Below are 22,343 nucleotides of genomic sequence, written 5' to 3'. Positions count from 1 at the left end.
TGACCCACTTTATTGCTAAATTCTCACTGCAAAAGATGCTGCTAATTCCCGTTCTGGTTCCATACCAACTGTAGGTGGCATGGAACGATTTGCTACTTGCTCAATTAGTTGTAAATGTTGCGGCAGCATTTTCGCTAAACTGTAGCGTTCTAGGGCGGTTTGACGGGCTTTGATGCGAATTTCTGCCATGCGGGTAGGATGGTCTAAAACTTCATCAATGCGATCGGCTACTTGTTTCGGTGAGAAGTAATCGACTAGCAAACCGTTTTCTCCGTCGCGGATAACTTCTCTGACTGGCCCTGTGTCGGAACCAATTACTAAACATCCGGTTGATAGAGATTCAATCATGGACCAAGATAGCACAAAAGGTCTGGTCAAATAAACGTGTACGTCGGATGCTTGAATTACTTTTAGATAAAGTCCGTAAGGTAGGGGCCCGACAAAGTGAACTCGCGACAAGTCTAGGGGGACTTTTTTGAGCATATAGTCTTTGTAAGACTCGCCGTTGGGTAAAGAACGCCCATAACAAACTCTTTCTGAACCAACGATGACCACGTGACAGTTGGGGCGGCGTTCTTGTACATAGGCGATCGACTCAATGAATTCGGGAAAACCCCGGTAAGGTTCCATTCCCCGTGATACGTAGGTGACAATTTCATCAACGCCAGACAAGTCTAAGTTAGGCAAAACCAGTTTAGCACCGGGGTCTGGTTTGAAGTAATCGGTATCTACGCCGTCGTGGAGTGTGGATAATTTTTGTTGTAATTCTGGCGGGAATTGTGATCGCTGCCAATAAGTGGGCGACAAACCCCAATCGCAAGAATATAAATCGATCAGAATCGGCGCATTTTTGATTCTAATTCTGGCCATATCGTCAACTGTTAAAGGTTCCGCTGGGTCGAAATCTGCGTCGGAACCAATAGCATGATAAAACCACTCAAAATAACACAAAAGAGGCGTATTTGGAAAAGCTTCTTTGACAAACAATGTCGGCCCCCAACCGGAATGTCCGCAGATAATATCGGGTACGAAACCGTCTGCTTTGAGTTGTTCTGCCATTCTAAACACGGCTTGTCCGTAGATGACGGCACTTTCTAAAGGGCGGACATATTGGTGAGTCTGCGCGTGGGGTTCCCGGCTGGGGGTAAATGCTGCTTTGCGAACGCCGGGAATGTTCCACTCTGGGCGCTCGTTTTTAGTGCCGAAAACAATTTGATTTTTGGGATCTGCGCCTAAAGCCGTGATAATGTGGCGGTATTGGGCGGGGAAGTTGGGATGGAGAAATAATGCTTTCATTGTCTGTTGTCTGTTGACTGTTGTCTGTTGAAATAAAATATTTTGATTCGGCTAAAAAGCTTTGGTTTTATTCATTGGGGGTTGGTGCTTTGCATATCCAGACGCAATCTCGCGGTACTGAAGATGTATTTTTCAGGATGATTTGATAGTTTAAATGGTTGAGAAATTTTTCCATAATTGTATCAGTCATAACTGAAAATGCTGTGCCGTCTCTGTGCCCGAGCAAGTTTTTGTCCCACTCGCTGGCGAATTTTTGCCACCCTAATTCGCTAAAAATATTTGTGTGGTGAAACACGCAAATTCGATCGCCCCGCAGCAGTTTGGGAATTCGAGTCAGGTAGTTGAATATATCTACCGGCTCTACGTGTACCATTGTATCGTAACAAAAGCAGACATCGGCTGAACCTGGGGCGATGCCGTCCAATGTTAAACCGTCGAGTTTGACGTAAGAAACGCGATCATCTCCCAAGCGCGATCGGGCGGCTTGCAGCATTTGACTGGAAATGTCGGCACAAATTAGTTGATCGCAATATTTCAGCAGCAGCGAACCGGTTTTTCCCCCTCCGATACCAATTTCTAAAACCTTATGTTCTTTTTTGATGTACGGTGCAATAAATTGTTGTTCTATTAGCGCTTCGTATTCGGCTAAGGAGTTGGCGGCACCGGCAGCTTTACCTATCCATTCGTCGCCAATATGGGCAAGTTCGGCATTAGTTTTTTGCCACTGTTGGGCGTAACTGTCCCAGGCCCTTTCATAATCTACTCTTGGGCGATCGGTCATTTTTTCATCGTTCATTTTTGATTATTTTATAGTATTGATGGCTCAATTTTCAATATGTTCCGCAATTCTTGGCAAATTATATTAAATCCTGCCAAAAGTCTAGGAGGTGAGTTACTGCCCTTCACTGGCGGGGACGCTGGCACTGTAAAATGACTAATGACGGCTGAAATATGCTTCGCAGAAAATCTCTGCATAAGCTTGAGTCATTTCCTCAAAAGTATTAAGTGAATCCAAGACATATTTAGCGTTTTCAGCCAACTGCTGGCGCAAAGATTTCTCCTCCAATAAACTAATCAAAGCTGCAACTAATTCGTCCGGGCGATCGGGCGTATAAAACAAACCATTAATTCCCGGCCGCACTTGTTCTTTAATCCCAAAAATCGGCGATGTAACAATTGGTAAATCGCAGGCCATCGCCTCCAAAATCACTCTGGGAAAACTTTCGACGCGAGAAGTGCAAACAAAAATATCAGCCGCCTTGTAATATTTTCCCGTCTCCCCAGTTTCCGGGACTACTGTCACCCTTTGCCGCAACTCTGCTGGCAATTCCCCCACCAACTCGGCTAATTTATTGCTGTAAATACTAGGGCGATCGCCCACAATAAAACACCTAATTTTATTGTGCCATTTGTCAGGTAAAAGTGAAAGTGCTTTAACTAAATCCTGCTGGCCTTTGCGTTCGCATACCGTTCCCAGCAGCAAAATCACAACATCTTCCGCTGTAACACCTAAATTTTTTCTACCCAATTCAGAGTTCTCCGAATTTTCCAGTTTGCTCAAATCTAAGCCGTTGTGAATCACTGTAAAATTGTGGTGGCTGTTGAGAGGCAAATACCTGTCCCGCGTTGCATCTGCCACAAAAATAACTTTGTAAGGAAAGCGAAAACACTCTAAAGCTCTCGCCGCAATCTCCGATCCAAACCTGTTAAAATAAGTTTGCCAAGGTTCGCTTTCGTGCACGTTCCACACTGTAGGAATTCCGATTTGCCGCGCCGCATCAACTACAAAAAAGTTTTCTAAAGTATTGGCATAAATTGCATCTACTTTTAAACTTGCAATTTCTGTGCTAAAACTGCAGATTGCTTCATCATAAGCATCGCGCTGATAGATGTGTTCGAGAGGATTGTCGCGCACAATTACTTCAATTCCCTGCTGTTCGTAAGCTTGACGCAGGGGCCCGTCTGTTGTGCAAAGTACGATCGGCTTAACCACACCCTCAGCCGCCAATTTCACCGCGATTTCGTACTGATGCAGCGGTGCACCAGTGAAATCCAGCGAATTGCTGCACATCAAAACTCTAACAGGATGAATCAAATTCTCTGCTTCTGCTACCAACAAACCAGAATCGGAAACTTCCAATGTATAACCTTCTTCCTTCTTCCCTCTTCCTTCTTCCTTCTTCCTTCTCTCTTCTTCTTTCATAAAAACCCGTCGAGGTTGAATATGAAAATACTCATCTTCTAAAGACAAATGAGGACTGTAAAAACTGTCATTTTTGCCCGCATACTTACGTCTAAAAGCCGCCACTTCTTGAGGATTGTCGGTAAAACCCCTAGAAGTTCCCTCTTTGTGCAACAACTCCGCATCGGGACAATATACGCACCGATAACCGCGTTCTAACAGGCGATATCCGTAATCTGCATCATTGTAAGCAACAGCAAAATTTTCCTCATCAAAACCGCCCACTTCTAAGAACAATTGACGCGGAGTAATCATGCAAGCCGCTGTTACCGCAGAGTAATTTCGCGTTACCATCGCTTGAGAAAGATAGCCTCGATTTTCGCTGTTCATCAGCTTAAAAGCGTGACCAGCCAAACCGTGATGCAGCCCGTGAATTACGCCCGCGTGCTGAATTCTGCCATCTGGATATAACAGCCGCGCGCCGACTGCACCCACAGCGGGAATTTGAGCGTATCCCACCATTTGACTCAGCCAGCGGGGGTTAATTACTTCAGTATCGTTGTTCAAAAACAACACATATTCGCTGTCAACTTGTTCCGCAGCGCGGTTGTTAATGGCTGCAAAACTAAACTTGCCCCCAGGATTTTTTATCCGCAAAACTTGGCACTTTAATTCCTTTAAGTATTCCAGAGTTTTAGGGTCGTCGCTTTCGTTGTCGATGACGGCAACTTGATAATTTTTGTAGGTTGTAGTTTCTAGAGAATCCAGACAGGGTTTCAGCAATTTTAGCTGATTTTTAGTAGGAATAATTACCGTTACTGATGGGCCGTTATCCGGGAAATCCTGGGCAAATATGCCCAAATTTTCTTTAATCGCCCATGCGTGCTGAGCGACATTGCCGTTAATTTTTCGGCGGTTTAGTGCGTCTTGAATGGCTTTTTGACCTGCGGCAAAACTGGCGGGTTTCGCGGCCCCAGATATGGCTGTAGAACCGGGTGCAGTTCGCCAGTGATACAGCACTAACGGCAGGTGCGCGACATGGCGGGAAATTTCGGTTGCTCTCAAGGCAAAATCGTAATCTTGCGAGCCTTCCAAACCTAGTCGCAAACCGCCTATTTGTTCAAAAATGTGTTTTCGGACGGCGCACAAATGACCGAGATACATATAGGAAAGCAGGAGTTCCGGCGACCATTCCGGTTTGAATTGCGGGGCGAAGCGGCGACCTTTGGTGTCAATTTTATCGTCGTCGGAATAGAGAAAATCGGTGGCTGGATGCGCTGCAAAATATAGGGCAACTTCGCCTAATGCGTCGGGAGTTAGTTCGTCGTCGTTGTCTAAAAATAGGATGATTTCGCCTGTTGCGAGGGCGGCGGCGCTGTTAGTTGCTGCGCTGATGTTGCCGTTTTCTGTACGAAATGTGATGCGGATACGATCGTCCTTTTGAACCCAGCTTTTCAAATTTTCAGCAACAGTGAAATCGGTGCTGCAATCGTCGGCAATGCAGAGTTCCCAGTTTGGATAAACTTGATTGATTACGCTGTCGATCGCACTTTCTAAAAAATCTATCTGCGGGTTGTAAACTGGCATTACTACCGAAATTTTTGGCAGCGGTTCCCGGCAGGATTTTAACCGAGAAATTAAGTAATCGCGCGCGCGATCGTTCCACTGATTCACCTCCAGCCAAGCGTCATACCTATCAATAGGTTGAGGCACAACAAAACCCGCAGGCGGCAGCAAATCTCCCGGCGCACTAAACTGTTTTTGCTGCCGATAAATCTTCCCCAACTGGCGAATCACCTTCACAATTTCCCAAGGCATCGGCACAATTCTGCCGAGACGCTGTTTTCTTTCCCTCGCCCGCTGCTGAATTGCGGCTGTAAACCTTGATAACTCCTCAAACTTATCTGCACTTCGCTGCCAGATATGGTAGCGCCGCACTGTCAATATTTTAGGCGCTTGAAAAGACAAAATTTCCCCGGTTTCTAACTCAGCTTGGAGAGAAACGTGCCATTCGCCAGGAGGCAAATCGACAAGGGCCTCAAAACCGCTTTCCGAACTGTTAACCCAGTCGGGAAACACTTCGCCGACATCTTTTCGCCGTAAACCGTAGGCGCATTCTACAGAAGTATCGCCGCACAATAAGCTTAATTTACCAATTTTGCGATCGTGGTGGCAGCACCAACCTGCAAACAAAATTTGACCCTGACGCTGTTCCCATACCATCGGTACATCTAACGATGCTTGAATGGTTGAAACTAACAACGGATAAGCTGCCAACAAATGCCATTTACCTCGATCATCTTGCGCTTCCAGTAGCACTTCGTGTCGTCCGGCAGGCGCTTCCAATTGAATTGTAAAACCTGATGTCTTTGCAGCCGGAATATTAGAGTGTGCTAGCGCTATATCACTTCTCTCTATGCCGTAAACGCCTGCGAAACTCTGGTCTTTAATTCTGGCTCGCACTGCTGTAGTCTCTCTTTTTTGGTGAAAAACCCAGCCCACAATTAGCAGGTGGGAATCGCAAACTTGCCAAGTAGTGGGTTGGTCTAACGAAAAAATAAATTTAGGGAACAAGTCGCGGATTCGGCGCTGAGTTCCCCACAGCTTTTCTCTCACTTGCCACCATATTGAAGACTTGATGATAGCAAGTTCTGCCCGAAAATTTTCATTTTCCTGGCGGGAGTGTTCTAATTTTTCCTGAGTATCCTTTAATCTTTCCTGATTTTGACTTTGTGCTGTTTCTAGCTGAATTAACTCAGCTAACTTTTGCTGCAATATAAATTCAGTCTCTTCAAATTGTACCTGAGTTTGCCCTAATTCTGCTTCTAATTCTAATACTTTCGCTAAGGCTTCTTGAAATTGCGATTCTTTGCCTGCAAGCTGTACCTGAGTTTGTCCTAATTCTGCTTCTAATTCTAATACTTTCGCTAAGGCTTCTTGAAATTGCGATTCTTTGCCTGCAAGCTGTACCTGAGTTTGCCCTAATTCTGCTTCTAATTTTAATACTTTTGTTAAAGCTTCTTGAAAATTTGATTCTTTGCCTGCAAGCTGTACCTGAGTTTGTCCTAATTCTGTTTCTAATCCGAGGAGTTTTGCTAAAGCTTCTTGAAAATTTGATTCTTTGCCTGCAAGCTGTACCTGAGTTGCTCCTAATTCAGTCTCTAATCCCAACACTTTCGCCTGGGCCTGGTGAAATTGTTCTTGCCACTGTTTGAGTTCGGAAGAGCTAGTTTTTTGCTGTTTTTCCAGCAAGCGGATTTTGAGCCAATCTTCAAATGGCCAGACTGGAGATGCTGGGAAATGAATAACTTGAGCACTCGCACCTTTCGATTCGCTGCTCAGATTACCAGATTGGGTTTCCAAAAGTTCATAGAGTTCTAATGCTTCGGGAAAATATTTTTCTATTAAACTCGGTCTGTGACTTTTGACAATATCGTTGACTAATAAAGATTCTTCAAAATTGTCGCCCGGTATCGCACCTAAGTTAACATTAAATTTTTCGTTGACTCGATCGAGGAAAAGTTCAGGAGTGTTGCCGATCGGGTAAACGTTGGCTAGCAGACAGCGATGGGGGAAACTTTCGTAAAGTTCTAAAACTTTTTGATTGTAGTGAATCCACATTTTTACTGCCATTTCGGGATTTTGCAGCAAGCTAACATCGGTTCCCCGGCGGTAAAGGGAATCGACTACTTCCCAGGGCGATCGATAAACACAGATAAAATTAGCTTCGGGGAGTAAAGTCAGCCAAAAATCCCAAAAAAGGGCTGTTCGCGGGTCTTTCCAACCCCAATGTTTGTGAGTTTGTTGATTTTGGTCGATCGCGCGTTTGGCGATTTCCACGTATTCTGCTGCTACGGGAATCGTTTTTTCAAACGTACATCCGAGTTCATCAATACCGTGCGATCGCAAAACACTTTTGTGAAACTCCACAAAATCAACATTCTCGAAATGACCTTTCACATTTCCGTCGGCCGGGCCCACTAATTTTTTGCCAATATCAACCCCGACTTTCTGAAACAAAGAAGCTGTTAAAGACGTACCGGAACGGTGCATTCCGGTAACAATAAAAACCGACGGTTTGCTGTCATTTGTACTCACAATTTCTCTCCCTCGCCCTAATTCCCACACGAACCAAATTTACTCGCTACTCTCCCGCCAAGCCCAAGGACTGCCTGACTTGAAACCACGCGGTTCTCAGCTTCCAGAACTTGCTGCTTTCCATTGCCAAAACCCGACACTTCGCTTGCTCTAGTTCTTGCTTGACATTAATTAGTTGATTTTCAGTTTTCTCTAACTGCATTTGCACAGATACTAACTGATTTTGAGTTTGCTCCAATTGCGTTTGAGCAGATACTAATTGAGTTTGAGTTTCTTGCAACTTTGTTTGAGTAATCATTAACTTACTTTGACTTTGCTCCCATTCTATCCTAGCCGACTCTAACTGAGTCTCGAGTAATTTGAGTTTTGTCTGAGTAGACCCCAACAAAGACTGCGATTGCCTTTGGTTAACCAGCGATTTAACCGTGCAAGTTTCCAGAATCCATTCCCAACCATAGTTATTGATTGCTTTGACTATTAACACATCCTCCAGCGCCACAGTGTTTTTGGGTAAATAACAGCTCCACCCCGACTGCAAAGCCCCATCAGTTTCAAAATATCCAGCCACATCCGGGCGATCGTAAAAAGGCTCGCACCTCTGTACCACCTCCCCATTTACCAGCACTTGCAGCTCCTCAACTCGACCGTCGAAATTCACATCAGCCACCCATCCTTCCAGATACAAATTCTCCTTATTCGTAAAAGCAGCAACATCAATATATCCTTCCGGGTGATGATTGAATTTTAACTCCGAAAAATCTCTAACTAGCTCATTTGTGACAACATACAAATCCTGAAATCGGCAGATGCCTTTTTTGATGCGGTGAACAAAAGCTTTGCCTCCGCTAACTCGCGCGACACATTCTCTCACAAACTTTTCAGTTACATAAGTTGTGCCGTATTCCTCCTTATCTAAAGACTGGCTTTCGCTTTGAGGACTAAACAAAATACCATTAGCCGGCATTTCTATATTGGCTAGGCGCAAACACTCATCGTGAACACTGAACATCAAAATGCCGTTAGGAGTCAACAAATCGTACAAATTTTGCAACCAACTTGTAAAAGTTCTTTCCGGCATATGGCTGAAAAAAGAATTAGCCAGAATGCAGTCAAACTTGCGGTCAATTAAATAATTTTCTGGTTTTCCAGTTGAGACAATACCATTGACGCCCAAGTATTCAGTTTGAAACTTAACCGCGTTAGCATAAATATCAGAAACCCAAATTCGTTCCGGCGGTATTTCCTGAATCAAAAACCTGGTAAATCGACCGTAACCGCAGGCAAAATCTAGAAAAGAGGGTACCTTTTCAAAACTGCCAAAATGCCATTCCACAACTTGTTTAACCGTATCCAAGATGCGACGCCCGATCGAATAATAGCGCACCAAAGCCCGATCGCGATCGTCTTTGACGTTGTTCAAGCTGAACAAATACATTTCATCGTCTTCGCAGATATTCAGTTTAAAATTTTCGGGAAACTTAGTTTGATCTTGAATAAATGCTTTGATTACGGGATTTTCGACTAAATCTAAATTGATATCGCTCATTGTTTTTACAGAATTTTAGATAACCTCTGTTGACTGCTCTTTCACTAGAGAATCAGCATTAACAACAGTTAAACACGGTTCGATCAGCAAGTCAACGATGCCGTTACCGCAGGACTCAGTACAAGACTGAACTCTAAACATCGCCACATCAACACAGCGATCCAGATAAGTTAAATCTCCATCTACCGTTCCCACAACGCCAGCATTCAAGAAATAAACCCCGGGATTCAGCAAGCATTTAAAATTAAACTTAACTACAATTGTCGTTCCCGCTTCCACATACCTAACTGACTGAGTAGAAGCCTTCAAAGAAGCACCCGCCAACTCAAAACCGCTAATTGTTTTAATCAACATTCCAAACCTAACTTTGGAAGTTGACCGGGAGAAAGTGACAGAGTAAGTATAAATATAATCTTGACGGCCGATCAAGTGATTTACCACATTTCCCTTCAGCGTCTCAATGTGGGGGTTGATAATTTCCGCTCCGCGAGACGGATACCTTACCGTATTTGACGGTATCATCCCCGGATCGTAAAATTCATCATAATATTCCTTGGGTTTAGAGAGATGTTGCTCTGGTTTAACTTCCCTCTTTGTGCTTTCTAAATTAGCCTCCTGAAGGTGGTCTTGACTTTCCTGTTTTGTCAGTTGGTTCAGAGCTCGAATATCTGACTTCAACCCCAGAACCTGATCCGGATCGGCATAAATCAGCTTTTGATACTTAGAAATTACCACCTTCGGCGTGTGAGCGAGCAGCAATTCACCGCTATCCATTAAAATCGCCGAGGTACAAAGTTGCACCACAGAAGTAGCAGCGTGAGAAACAAATAAAATCGTTCCGCCACCTTCCTGAATGCTTTGCAAGCGGGCAAAACACTTGCGCTGAAAAGCTTCGTCGCCCACCGAAAGCGCCTCGTCAACCACCAAAATATCTGGCTCGACGCTAGTCGCAACAGCAAAAGCTAGCCTGACAAACATACCGCTAGAATAAGTCTTGACTGGCTGTTCGATGAAATCGCCAATATCAGCAAAAGCAGCTATATCGTCAAATTTTTCTGCAGTTTCTTTTTGATTGAATCCCAGTAACTGAGCGTTAAAAAACACATTTTGACGCCCGGTAAATTCCGGGTTAAACCCGCTTCCGAGTTCCAACAAAGCGGAGACTCGCCCTTTAACATCCACGCTTCCTGCGGTAGGAGTCAGCGTCCCTACAATTATTTGCAGGAGAGTGCTTTTTCCCGAACCGTTGCGACCGACGATTCCCAGAGTTTGTCCTTGAGGAATTTCCAGATTGATGTCGTGTAGGGCCCAAAATTCGTCAGCAAGTTTTTTCCCGGGGTAAATAATTTCCTTTAAGCGGTCTCCTGGACGATCGTACCGCTTAAAGCATTTGGAAACATTTTTGAGTGAAATTACATTTTCTGTCATGGGCGGCAGTCAATCGATTTTAGATTTTAGATTTTAGATTTTAGATTGACTTGAAATCTAAAACATATTTACAGCACAGTCGATTTTAGATTTTAGATTTTAGATTGACTGTAGATCTCAAACAAATTTACAGCACCCTGGATTTTAGATTTTAGATTGACTGTAGATCTCAAACAAATTTACAGCACGTCAGCAAAAGCGGGACGCAAACGCCGGTAAACCGCCAAACCTCCACAAAATATAGCAGCAGAAATTACCGTGGCGACACCCCATTCCCCCCAATGCTTAACTTCTCCAAGCAGTATGAGATCTCGATAAACCTCCGAGATGGCCGCCATTGGATTCAGCCAAAATATCCACACTCGCCACTCTTGGGGGATTACTGATGCTGGGTAGACGATCGGCGTCAAATAAAACCAAAAATTTAGAATAACACCTAATGTCTGAGGAATGTCTCGCAAAAATACAGTCAAGCCGGCTGTCAAATATCCCAAACCAGCAGTTATCAGCAACTGAGGCACCCACACCAACGGCAGCAACCATAAAGTAGCGTTGAGCTTTTGCGACGACACGGCTACTATCACAATCAAAGCTGCTAAACCCAGAGAACTTTCAAGAAAAGCTGTAAAAATCGGCACTAGGGGCAGCAAACCGAGAGGAAATACCACTTTTTTCACTAAATTCGGCTGCCCCACCACGGATACTGCCGACTTGATCAAACCGCTGGTGAAGGCAGTCCAAGGCAGCAAACCTGCAAACAACCAGACTCCAAATGTAATGTCGCTGTTTTCTGGGAAGCCTGTAAGGCTGAGCTTTACCTTGAGGACGATCGAAAATACGTATGTGTAAATCACCAATTGCGATAGCTGATTCAGCAGTGGCCACAAATTGCCCAGAATCGAGCCTTTGTATTGAGCTTCCAAGTCCCGGCGCACCAATGTTGCCAGCAGATTCAGCTTCGCCCACCGCCGTTCGCGTGTACTTGCCGGCCGCCTGCCGCCCAGCCTTCGGGCCTTTTGGGCAACTCCTTTCACCGTTCTCAGCAATTTTTTCGCCCTCGTTCACTACCTTCACACCTAAATCAACTCAAGCTACAATTGTGCAGCTTTTGTTAAACCGCAATTATTCCACAGCCCCGCCGCTTTGATCAAGGATCTGCCACCCTAGCTTCGGCTGCTTCTTTCTTTCTTCTTTCCTCTTCCTTCGGAGGTTATTTTAGCCGATCGCCGATCGAACTGCCGAACCGATCGCTAGTTTTTGCTCGTCGTCGTACCCCCACCGCTGGAAAAATTTTTCATACTCGCCGTTGGCACTCTGCAAACTTTCTAGCATTTGCGACGCTCTAGTTTGACAGGCTGGCATTTGCAGCATTTGAATTAAATTGCGCGATCGCTCCTGCACTCTAGCAGAATCGGCCGCCATTTCCTCCTTTTGCTGGCGCGAATGATGTACAACCATTGCCGCCGACATCGCCAAATTTTTCACCAGCAGTTCTGCTACGATCTCAGGAGCCGATCGCAGCGCCTCGACTAATCCGGGTGACGGGTGATCTGCCTCCTGTCGATCGTCCGTTAGATAGGTGACAAAAAACCCCCTAGCACCATTTTGTGTTTTCACCAGAGATGTAACAGCTTGCTGGATGTCGGCTTGTAAAAGTCGATCGGCCTCAATGAACGACAGTAAAGATTGAGTCAGCTCGATCGCCCCCTCAAAAGTTATGCTTTCCGATGCTAATAAAGAAGATGGAATACTCATAACGAACTCAATAATTGTCAAGATTCTGCCAATAATTGTAAACAATTCCCGCTGCCCGAGCGCAGATAAATATGGCTATTATCTCCTCCAAACAACAACCCTCTGACCAAAATCTACCCGAAGACATAGCCCCGGCCCGTCGCAAAAAAGTGGCCAAACCCGAGGCGGAATCTTTGCTAGAATCGCAAGAACTACCCGACGAAATCAACAGCAAACAAGACGACAAAATCCGCCCCCAGCGCTTAGCTGAATACATCGGGCAAAAAGACTTGAGAGAAGTTTTGGCGATCGCAATTGCAGCCGCTAAATCCCGTGGCGAACCTATGGATCACCTCTTACTCTACGGGCCGCCAGGGTTGGGCAAAACCACAATGTCGCTAATTTTAGCAGCAGAAATGGAAGTGGAATGCAAAATCACCACCGCCCCAGCTTTAGAAAAACCGCGAGATATTGTCGGATTGCTGATCAACCTCAAAGCAGGCGACGTGCTGTTTATCGACGAAATTCACCGTTTATCTAAAGTTACAGAAGAAATCCTCTATCCGGCGATGGAAGACTGTCGCTTAGATATTACGATCGGTCAAGGCAAAAGCGCCAAAATTCGCAGCATTCCCCTCAAACCCTTTACCTTAGTAGGAGCAACCACAAAAGTCGGGTCGCTGACATCTCCATTGCGTGATCGCTTCGGATTGATCCAAAGATTGCGCTACTACGAAATAGACGAACTCAGTCTAATTGTCCAAAGAAGCGCCCAAGTTCTCGACACTCAAATCACCCCAGAAGGAGCCACAGAAATTGCCCGCCGAGCTCGCGGAACGCCCCGGATCGCTAACCGTTTGCTGCGGCGAGTTAGAGACTACAGCGAAGTCAAAAACTTAAAGCCAATTAATGCCGAAATTGCCTCAGTCGCCCTCGAATTGTTCAACGTCGATCCGCTAGGTTTGGATTGGACAGATCGATGCCTTTTGACAGCAATGATCGAAAACTTTAACGGCGGTCCGGTTGGTTTAGAAACTCTCGCAGCTTCCACAGGAGAAGACACTCAAACAATTGAGGATGTATACGAACCGTACTTAATGCAAATTGGATTTTTGCAGCGCACAAGTCGGGGAAGAATTGCCACAGCGGCTGCTTGGAAACACTTAGGTTTAGTCGATGACAAGTAGTAAAAAATGGTACAGATACAACAAACAAAAACACTAAATTTGTCCGAGTTTCTCAAACTGCCAGAAACAGAACCAGCTAGCGAATATATAAACGGTCAAATCATCCAAAAGCCTATGCCACAAGGCAAACATAGCAGAATTCAATGTGAATTAGTCTCAGCCATCAATGTCGCAGTTAAAAGTAAGAAAATTGCCTTAGCTTTTCCTGAATTGCGGTGTACTTTTGGTAGCAGATCAATCGTGCCAGATGTCACAGTATTTACTTGGGAAAGAATACCAGTTGATGAAAATGGGGATGTTGCTAATGTATTTGAAACTTACCCAGATTGGACAATTGAAATTCTGTCTCCAGGTCAGAGTCAAACCAAAGTAACTGGGAATATTTTACACTGTCTGAAAAACGGCACTAAAATGGGTTGGCTGATCGATCCGATGGTGCGCTCGGTCTTAATTTATCCCCCTGGACAGCAACCGGAAATTTTAGCAAAACCCGAAGAATTGTTGCCAGTTCCAGATTGGGCAGCAGAATTGCGACTGACGGTAGGAGATTTGTTTGGGTGGTTAAAACTATAGCAGAAGTCAGTTGACAGTTGACAGTTGTTATTGGATACCAATAATTTTCCCTGCTATCCCTCCAATTAGCAATTACCAATTACTAATTACCAATTACCAATTACTAATTACCAATTCCCAATTCCCAATTCCTCATGTTGCTATACCTCAGAATAGAAAACTTTGCCTTAATTGACTGCCTGGATCTAGAATTGGGCCCGAGTTTGAACGTATTTACAGGGGAAACCGGCGCCGGTAAATCCATTATCCTAGATGCGATCGATGCAGTGTTGGGCGGCAAGGTCGATCGCCGATCGATTCGCACCGGAGCAACGCGGGCAATATTGGAAGCTACCTTTGAACTCGACAAAGCCGCATCTCTGTGGTTGGGCGAGCAAGAAATCGAACCCATAGACGGAAATTTAGCCGTTTGCAGCCGGGAAATTAATGCCTCTAGCGGTGCTCTACGCACCAGATCCCGCTTGAACGGAATTCTCGTCAACCGCCAGTTAATGGATCAACTGCGCGATCGGCTTGTGGAAATGACCGCCCAAGGCCAAACCGTCCACCTCGGACAAGAAACCCTCCAGCGAGAATGGCTCGATTTATATGGCGGCAAAAAGCTTACTGAAGCGCGATCGATAATCGCGTCCGCTTGGCTGGGAGCCAACAACGCCAAAACAGCCCTCAAACGCAGGCGTCAGTCGGAACAGCAGCGACTGCAAAGACTTGATTTGTTAGAATACCAAGTCCGAGAACTCGGCGAAGCCCACATCGAAGACGCCGACGAACTCCAACAGCTAGAACACGAATCAATCCGGCTAGGCCACGTCGTCGAATTGCAGCAGCAGAGTTACCAAGTCCACCAAGCCCTGTACCAAAACGACGGCGACACCGCATCAGCCGCCGACTTGTTGAGCAAAGCCGAAGTAATTTTAAGCGACATGGCGGTTTACGATGTGCAGTTGCAACCAATCCTAGAAATGGTCAGCGATGCTTTAGCTCAAGCCACAGAAGCCAGCAGGCAAATTAGCAGCTACGGCGAACAATTAGAAGCAGATCCCGAAAGACTTGAAGAAGTAGAAGATCGGATTCGCGAGCTCAAACAAATTTGCCGCAAATACGGGCCGCTCAAAGAAGCGATCGCCTACTACCAAAGCATTCAAAACGAACTAAATGAACTTTTAGAAGGAGGCGACTCAATGGAAGCCTTAGAACTCGCATATCAGACCGCTTTAGAGCAATTAAAAGACGCTTGCAGCCACCTCACCACCCTGCGACGCGAAGCAGCCCTCAAACTAGAAACGCACCTCGTAGGAGAACTTAAGCCGTTAGCAATGGAAAAAGTGCAATTTCAAGTCGAGATCTCGCCTTGTACCCCAACCGCTACGGGTGCCGACCAAATCGCCTTTTGTTTCAGCCCCAATCCGGGCGAACCTTTGCAACCCCTAGGCGCGATCGCCTCCGGGGGAGAAATGAGCCGCTTTCTGCTCGCCATCAAAGCCTGTTTTTCCCAAATAGAAAGTGCCGGTACGTTGATTTTTGACGAAATCGACGCCGGAGTCTCCGGGAGAGTCGCCGGGGCGATCGCCAAAAAGCTCTACCAACTTTCGGACAAACACCAAGTTCTATGCGTCACCCACCAGCCGCTGATCGCCGCGATGGCTGATTTTCATTTTCGCGTCAACAAACAGACGATCGAAGCAGAACCAAGTATCGGCGAACCCGCAGCCGACTCCGAACCAGTCGAACGTACAGTAGTCAGAGTTGCCGCTCTCAACAGTGAGCAGCGGCGGGAAGAACTCGCCCAACTCGCCAGTGGCCGCTCAGCAACAGAAGCCATCGCCTTCGCCGAATCCCTGCTTGTCGAAGCCGCCGGATTGCGCCAAACTCAGTCGGCCCAACCCTGATCACACCCTCAAGCCGATCGGGGGGTTAAAAGGCGGAGTTTTTTCCGAGTCGGAGGTTACACTAAAAATATCAACCGCAAATTTTACAAAAAAAAGCTCAAAGCCCTGTGAATTTAGTGGGATGAATGGTAAGAGCAGCAAAATAAAGAGAAATTCTAGTTAAAAACCACAATTGTGTAGAGAAGGGCACACATCACTAGCAACTGGTAGTGTCACAATTGCGGCTAGTCCCACAATGCCACCCCTCTTTCAGCAGTCCTCCCGCCAGTACGCATTCATGTTCCTGCGGGCGATCGGCTCAAAGATCGGCCGAACCTACTTCAACCAGGCACGCACAATGTCAAAATCAGTTAATCAACCATTTAAACAGGATTCGCGATCTCTAAAAAGATTGCAGCACTCCCACCGCCTCGTTAATCTCCCACCCTCCGTTGGGCAGCAAGGCCAACTGAATTTCCCTTGCCTTGTGGCCGGAGTTCTGTAAACTGGGTAATACTTTCACACATACTTGAGTCTTGTGCGACCGGTGACTCACTAATCAACTTCCCCACTCTCTTCGCTTAGAGACTAACCCTTACACTTAAGCTTCTGTAAAGGTCTATGAAATCTGCATCTTCCAATCGGCCAGCTATGGAAAACAACATGACAGTGACAGTAGAGGCCACTGTTGTCAGTGAAAACCATGATTTTACTGTTGTCAGTGAAAACCATGATTTTACTGTTGTCAGTGAAAACCATCAGGAAAAATATTCTCAGCCTTCCTCTAGCAGTAGCGCCCTTGCCAAAAGTCCAGGATTATCCAGTGTTCTCGATCTCCTAAATAAGGAAAGCTTTACAGTAGTAGTTAAGGAAGTAGAAGACAAACTTAAGGTTGTCAATCAAACCTTGGGAATGCTCGACAATATCCTGGAGAGCGAGGGATTTGACGCCATCCTCAACGAGATGTTGCAGTCGATTACCCTCAAAACAGGGGAATTGCTGAATGCTGCTCGCAGCACGATATTTTTATTAGACGACGAGAAAAATGAGCTCTGGGCGATCGTTGCTAAAGATGAAAATGGCAAAAACCTAGAGCTCCGATTTCCCGCCCATGTGGGCATTGCCGGAGAAGTAGCCACGGAAAAAAAAGTGGTGAACATTCCTTATGATTTTTATAACGACCCCCGATCGACTAACGCAAAAAAAACTGACAAAGAAACAGGATATCGCACTTATACAATGCTGGCGATGCCCCTGATCAACGAAGAAACAGGAGAGTTAGTAGCAGTCGTTCAACTGATTAATAAACTCAAGCCCAACCACGAACATTACGGTATTTTAGAGGAACAGATTGACAAGGCAGGATTTACTCAAGAAGACGAACAAGTTTTTAAAGAATTTGCTCCCTCGATTCGCCTAATTCTAGAATCTTCCAAATCTTTCTACGCAGCAACTCAAAGACAACGGGCGGCCACGGCGCTGATGAATGCCGTCAACGCTCTTTCTCAGAGCAGTTTAGACTTAGAAGATACTCTAAAAAGGGTGATGGATCAGGCAAAAGAACTGATGAATGCCGATCGCAGCACCCTGTGGCTGATCGATGAAGATAAAGACGAACTCTGGACGAAAATCCCGACGGCGGACAGCGTGAAAGAACTTCGCATACCCAGAACAGCCGGTTTTGCAGGCATCGTCGCCGAATCCGGCGAACCGCTGTTGATTCCCTTTGACGTATACAATGACCCCCGCGCAGAAACTTCCAAAAAAACCGACCAACAAACTGACTACCGTACTTGCAGTATGCTCTGTATGCCAGTTTTTAATGCAGACCACAAATTGATCGGAGTTACTCAATTAGTCAACAAAAAAAAACAAGGAGAATACCCTCCCTATAACCCCGAAGATTGGCCGCACGCCCCCGAACAGTGGAAAGCCAGTTTCAATCGCAACGACCTACAATTTATGGAGGCGTTTAATATCCAAGCAGGAGTCGCCCTACAAAACGCCAAACTGTTTGCCGAAGTCAAACAGCAAGAACAAAGACAAAAAGATATGCTGCACGCCCTGACTAACGGCGTGATTTCTACAGATAAAAAAGGCAATATAGTAGCGACCAATCCCAGTGCTAAAAAATTACTGGGTGTCAGCGATGCCGAATTAGCCGAAGGCCAATCTTTGCGCGAGTTAATTAAGTTAGAAAAAGGAGATTTTACCAAGTGGTTTGATGCGTCTTTGTCTCCAGAAGGCGATAAGGATCGCCAGCAATATTACCCGGATCAAGTTTTGCTTTCCTGTGAAGCAAAATCGCAGAGTATCAATCTCTCGATTAATTCAATGACCGACGCTACCGACCCCAGCAAGGTCAACGGCGCGTTAGTCGTCATGGAAGATATTAGCAAAGAAAAGCAAGTCAAAAACTTGATGTACCGTTATATGACCCCCGAAGTAGCCGAAGCTTTGTTAGCTTCAGGGGATGATGGATTGGGCGGCAAGCGCAAAAACGTTTCGGTACTGTTCTCCGACATTCGCAGCTACACCACACTTACCGAAAAATTGCAAGCCGAACAAGTGGTAGTGATGCTCAACAAATATTTTGAAGTGATGGTAGATGTCGTATTCGAGTACGGAGGGACTCTCGACAAATACATCGGGGACGCTCTGATGGCAGTTTTTGGCTCTCCAGCGCCCCTAGAGGATCATGCTTGGTGCGCCATGCAAACGGCAGTGAAAATGCGGGAAAAACTGATCCTGTTCAATCAAGAGCGTATGGCGAATGAGGAATTGCCGATCAGCATCGGTATGGGCGTGCATTCCGATGAAGTTGTCAGCGGCAACATCGGTAGTAGCAAACGCATGGAATTGACTTCGATCGGAGACGGCGTAAACCTCGCCTCTCGCTTAGAAGGCGCTAGCAAGCAGTACGGCACCGACTTGATCATCAGCGACAATACTTACAGAGATTATGCCGATCGGCTGTACGTGCGAGAACTCGACTTTATTACTGTCAAAGGCAAAAGCGAACCCGTAATCGTTTACGAACTCGTCGGCATCCGCGAGGGATACTCGCCAGTGGGCAAGTCACTAACCGAAAAACAGCAACAAGTTATAGAACATTACACCAAGGGGCGCGAATATTACAAAACTCCAGTTAGCCAAAGACTCTCAGGAAGTGAGGTGAAAAACATCTTAAAGGATGTCGCCGAAATGCCAGAGGCAGAGATTAAGAAACTGTCCTACAATCTAGAGCAACAGTTGGAACACGAACTAAGGAAGCTCTTATATCAACTGAAAAAGCTGTCAGAGTACGACCCGAAAAACCTGTCGGAAGCAGACAAACTCATCGTACTGTTGCAGCCAGAAATCCAACTGCTGAAATTGGAAGGAATCAAAAACCTCTCGGAAGACGAAGCCAAAATGCTGCTGCAAGCAAAAATCAAGCCCTTATCAGCAGACGATATTAAATACTTGCAAGAAGGCGAAGTCAAAAAGCTCTTGGAAGCAGACATCTTAAAACCATCAAATCCCCAAATCAAGAGGCTGAAACCCGCAGAGATCAGGCAGCTATTGCAGGGGAAAATTAAAAGTCGGGCCAGCGAGACAGTTGCAGAAATGTTAGATGAGGAATTTGAAAACCTGGGACTCGATCGGGTGAAAAAACTGCTGAGCGAGTTTAAGAAAGCTTTAGAACCAAAAGCCAAGCAAGCCTTTAAAGACGCTGCACGCGAATTTGAGGCCGTTCTGAAAGTTGACCCGAAAAACAAGGCAGCTAAATTGCACGTTGATCGCTGTATGTTATTTCAGCATAGTTTTTCAGACGTACTCAACTGGGATGGTGTGTGGAATCTCACAGAAAAATAGCAGTAGCCCACAGCAAATCCTCGCGGTGGCGCCAGGGTTCCGGGTGGGGGCGATCGCGATCGGGGGTGCGCCTCCCATCCGGCCACCAGTTAACCGGAATATCCTATTGAGGTAATTGTAAATAAGCTCCAACAGGTATTATGGTTATATAACCGGATTTGAATTTGCAAGCGAGATGCCGGGGTTTCGCCCTAGGTGTTTCGGTCGCACTACCTACCGCAACAAACTTAGCACTTCTATTATTTGAAGCGCTTAAAAATAGTTAGGACTGGCAGCAGCGTTACCCGGTTTCTGAGAAAAATCTTGGAGAAAGCCGACGAAACATCCGCTCAAAAACCGGGTTTCTCACCCCGCCCGCGTAAGTCTTAATAGCGTTAGTGGCTCATAAAAAGAGCTTCCTTCGCAGATAGTCAATGTTCTAGTCTTAGATATAGAAAACCACTAGCGTCAGTTATGAATAATTGGAATTCGCAATCGGGAGATGTTGAGTGGGTAGATCAGGTTTACCAACTATTGCTGGAGATTGCTCGGAGCTCCCTGTCAGATATCCCCAGAATCCCGGAAAACATCACTGTTAAGGCTATCCCTCTGATCCAGAAGGTACAAAGCATTCAGCAAAGACCTGATGGGCAAGTGTTCAAATCTGGTTCCTTTTCAGTAAACGATCACGAATGGGTCGATCGAGTCTGCCAACTATTGGTAGAACTAACCAGCGCGTCTTTGTCCGAACAGCCCAAAATGCCGGAAAACCTGGCAGGCAGATCTTTAGCCCTCGCCGATCGAGCACAAAAAATTAAAGAAGACATCGAAGAAAATGCAGCCCAAACCCCAGCAGATGAAGATGACAATTCTTCACAGTCTCCAGATGCGCTGCTTTCCCTATTGCACCACAGTTTGAAAACTCAGCGCGCCAAAAGCTACAACCCCGATGCCCCCGAATGGCAGCAAGTCTTGAGCCTACTCGACGTAGTGCAGTCAATTTACAAGCAAATCCAAAATTAAATTCAAGCTTCACTCAGGGGCGTCTTCCGCAGTGCGAGCTCGCTCGCTCTTAAAGACAGGTGCTCTTTGACATAAAAATTTTTTGCCGTAGCCCGAACATTTCCGATTAATGCACTTTTGTCAACTACACTAGGTTTAATCGGTTCTAGGGCAAGAGAACATGAGCGGACAAAACATCGGCGATTTGTCAAAAGAAATATTAGCCGATCGCTATCAGTGCGATCGGCGGCTCGGCAAGCAAGCAGGAAGGCAAACTTTACTCGCCCGCGACTTAAAAACCCAACAGCAAGTAGTAGTCAAACTACTCTCATTCAGCAGCGATTTTAACTGGGAAGACTTAAAACTGTTCGAGCGAGAAGTCGAAACCTTAAAATCCCTATCCCATCCCGCAATTCCCCGATATCTAGACTCCTTTGAAATCGACACCCCCAACCGCAAAGGATTCGCCCTAGTTCAGACTTACATCGAAGCCAAATCCCTACAAGAATATCTCTCAGACGGCCGCACCTTCAGCGAAAGCGAAGTCAAACAATTAGCAACAGCATTATTAGACATCCTCGCCTACCTGCACCAGCGACAGCCCCCGGTGATTCACCGCGACATTAAACCGAGCAATATCTTACTCAAGAATCGATCGGGAAACAGCGTCGGCGAAGTCTACCTAGTCGATTTCGGTGCAGTTCAAACCCTAGCAACGCAACAAGGAAAAACAGTCACCGTTGTCGGAACTTATGGCTATATGCCGCCAGAACAATTTGGCGGGAGGGCCGTTCCCGCTTCCGACTTGTACGGGTTGGGAGCAACATTAATCGCCTTAATTACCAAGCAGCATCCTGCCGACTTGCCGCAGAAAGATTTGCAGATCGAATTCGAGCAATTCACCCAACTGAGTCCCGGTTTTACCAATTGGCTGAAGTGGATGACGCATCCCAGTTTAGAACGCCGTCCCGCCTCAGTCCAAATAGCAAAAGAAGTTCTCGAAAAACCACAGACAATAAATAAATATTCCCTGCCATTGAGACAGGGAAAAACCGTGGATACCTTTAGTTTGTTCAAGAATGCGATCGAACGCAGCATTGAGATGGGAACTCTAGGTGTAGGAGCTTGTGCAGCAATTTACGGCACCTTTATTTTTCCGGTAGTAATCACAATTGTCGCAGGAGTCATTGGTATTTTTCTCGGCTTGCTGCTGGGGTTGGGGAACGGAATAATCGCAGGAATCGTCACGCGTTTGTGGTTTTTCCCCCTAACTAATCCTAAACTTCACCGACAGGTTTTAACTGCCATTAGTATCTTACTCTGTACCTCGACAAGCATCATCTACTTTCGGATAATGCTTTTGGGTGTGCTAGATGATTCCAGTAGTTATATTATCTACGTGCTTCCACCGTCGCTGATTGCAGGACTGTCAATGGGGACAACTAGCAAGTCTATTGCCCGGTGGTATCAAAAAGAAAGTGGACTGTAATCTAAAATTTAGATAGCGCTGGACTCACTCCGAGCAAATAAACCGGGTTTTTTGGCGAATCTGGGAGTTGCAACGAAGTATTTTCGTAAAAACCCGATTTTTG

At 45.9% G+C, this 22,343-nt stretch carries 13 protein-coding genes; 6 read left to right on the top strand and 7 right to left on the bottom strand.

What is annotated here, in order from left to right:
- Nucleotides 1-15: 15 nt before the first annotated feature.
- From QUA04_RS10285 to QUA04_RS10255, 7 genes are all read right to left on the bottom strand, one after another.
- The gene (locus tag QUA04_RS10285) at nt 16-1,296 is read right to left on the bottom strand and encodes a glycosyltransferase family 4 protein (protein WP_333073645.1); all 1,281 of its coding nucleotides are present in this window, start codon (nt 1,294-1,296) and stop codon (nt 16-18) included.
- A gap of 67 nt (nt 1,297-1,363) precedes the next feature.
- Complete coding sequence (locus QUA04_RS10280; protein WP_333256306.1) at nt 1,364-2,092, bottom strand: class I SAM-dependent methyltransferase; 729 nt, start codon at nt 2,090-2,092, stop codon at nt 1,364-1,366.
- A 138-nt stretch (nt 2,093-2,230) separates the two neighbouring features.
- Nucleotides 2,231-7,576 carry a glycosyltransferase gene (locus QUA04_RS10275; protein ID WP_333256303.1) on the bottom strand — a complete coding sequence of 1,782 codons (5,346 nt, stop codon included), beginning with the start codon at nt 7,574-7,576 and terminating at the stop codon, nt 2,231-2,233.
- A 46-nt stretch (nt 7,577-7,622) separates the two neighbouring features.
- Complete coding sequence (locus QUA04_RS10270; protein ID WP_333256300.1) at nt 7,623-9,122, bottom strand: methyltransferase; 1,500 nt, start codon at nt 9,120-9,122, stop codon at nt 7,623-7,625.
- A 15-nt stretch (nt 9,123-9,137) separates the two neighbouring features.
- Nucleotides 9,138-10,550, bottom strand: coding sequence for an ABC transporter ATP-binding protein (locus QUA04_RS10265; protein WP_333044918.1), 1,413 nt, complete (start codon nt 10,548-10,550; stop codon nt 9,138-9,140).
- 179 nt (nt 10,551-10,729) lie between these two features.
- The gene (locus QUA04_RS10260; RefSeq protein ID WP_333044920.1) at nt 10,730-11,584 is read right to left on the bottom strand and encodes an ABC transporter permease; all 855 of its coding nucleotides are present in this window, start codon (nt 11,582-11,584) and stop codon (nt 10,730-10,732) included.
- 181 nt (nt 11,585-11,765) lie between these two features.
- Nucleotides 11,766-12,305, bottom strand: a complete 540-nt coding sequence (locus QUA04_RS10255) for a hypothetical protein (RefSeq protein WP_333044922.1) — start codon at nt 12,303-12,305, stop codon at nt 11,766-11,768.
- A gap of 71 nt (nt 12,306-12,376) precedes the next feature.
- Here QUA04_RS10255 and ruvB point away from each other — a divergent pair, with 71 nt between their 5' ends.
- The 6 genes from ruvB (at nt 12,377) to QUA04_RS10225 (ending at nt 22,240) form a co-directional block, all read left to right on the top strand.
- Nucleotides 12,377-13,471 (top strand): Holliday junction branch migration DNA helicase RuvB, encoded by a 1,095-nt coding sequence (gene ruvB / locus QUA04_RS10250; protein ID WP_333256296.1) that lies wholly within the window; start codon nt 12,377-12,379, stop codon nt 13,469-13,471.
- 6 nt (nt 13,472-13,477) lie between these two features.
- The gene (locus QUA04_RS10245; protein WP_333256292.1) at nt 13,478-14,044 is read left to right on the top strand and encodes a Uma2 family endonuclease; all 567 of its coding nucleotides are present in this window, start codon (nt 13,478-13,480) and stop codon (nt 14,042-14,044) included.
- Nucleotides 14,045-14,178: 134 nt separating this feature from the next.
- Entirely contained in the window at nt 14,179-15,933 is a 1,755-nt protein-coding gene (gene recN, locus QUA04_RS10240; RefSeq protein WP_333256289.1) for a DNA repair protein RecN, read from the top strand.
- A gap of 600 nt (nt 15,934-16,533) precedes the next feature.
- Complete coding sequence (locus QUA04_RS10235; RefSeq protein WP_333256287.1) at nt 16,534-19,770, top strand: GAF domain-containing protein; 3,237 nt, start codon at nt 16,534-16,536, stop codon at nt 19,768-19,770.
- A 453-nt stretch (nt 19,771-20,223) separates the two neighbouring features.
- Complete coding sequence (locus tag QUA04_RS10230; protein ID WP_190656946.1) at nt 20,224-20,772, top strand: inorganic pyrophosphatase; 549 nt, start codon at nt 20,224-20,226, stop codon at nt 20,770-20,772.
- Nucleotides 20,773-20,932: 160 nt separating this feature from the next.
- The gene (locus tag QUA04_RS10225; RefSeq protein ID WP_333256284.1) at nt 20,933-22,240 is read left to right on the top strand and encodes a serine/threonine-protein kinase; all 1,308 of its coding nucleotides are present in this window, start codon (nt 20,933-20,935) and stop codon (nt 22,238-22,240) included.
- Nucleotides 22,241-22,343: the final 103 nt, after the last annotated feature.

Origin of the sequence: Microcoleus sp. S13_C5, from assembly GCF_036700845.1 — a bacterium.
Lineage (GTDB): Bacteria > Cyanobacteriota > Cyanobacteriia > Cyanobacteriales > Microcoleaceae > Microcoleus.
This window is presented reverse-complemented; position numbering and strand designations above follow the sequence as displayed.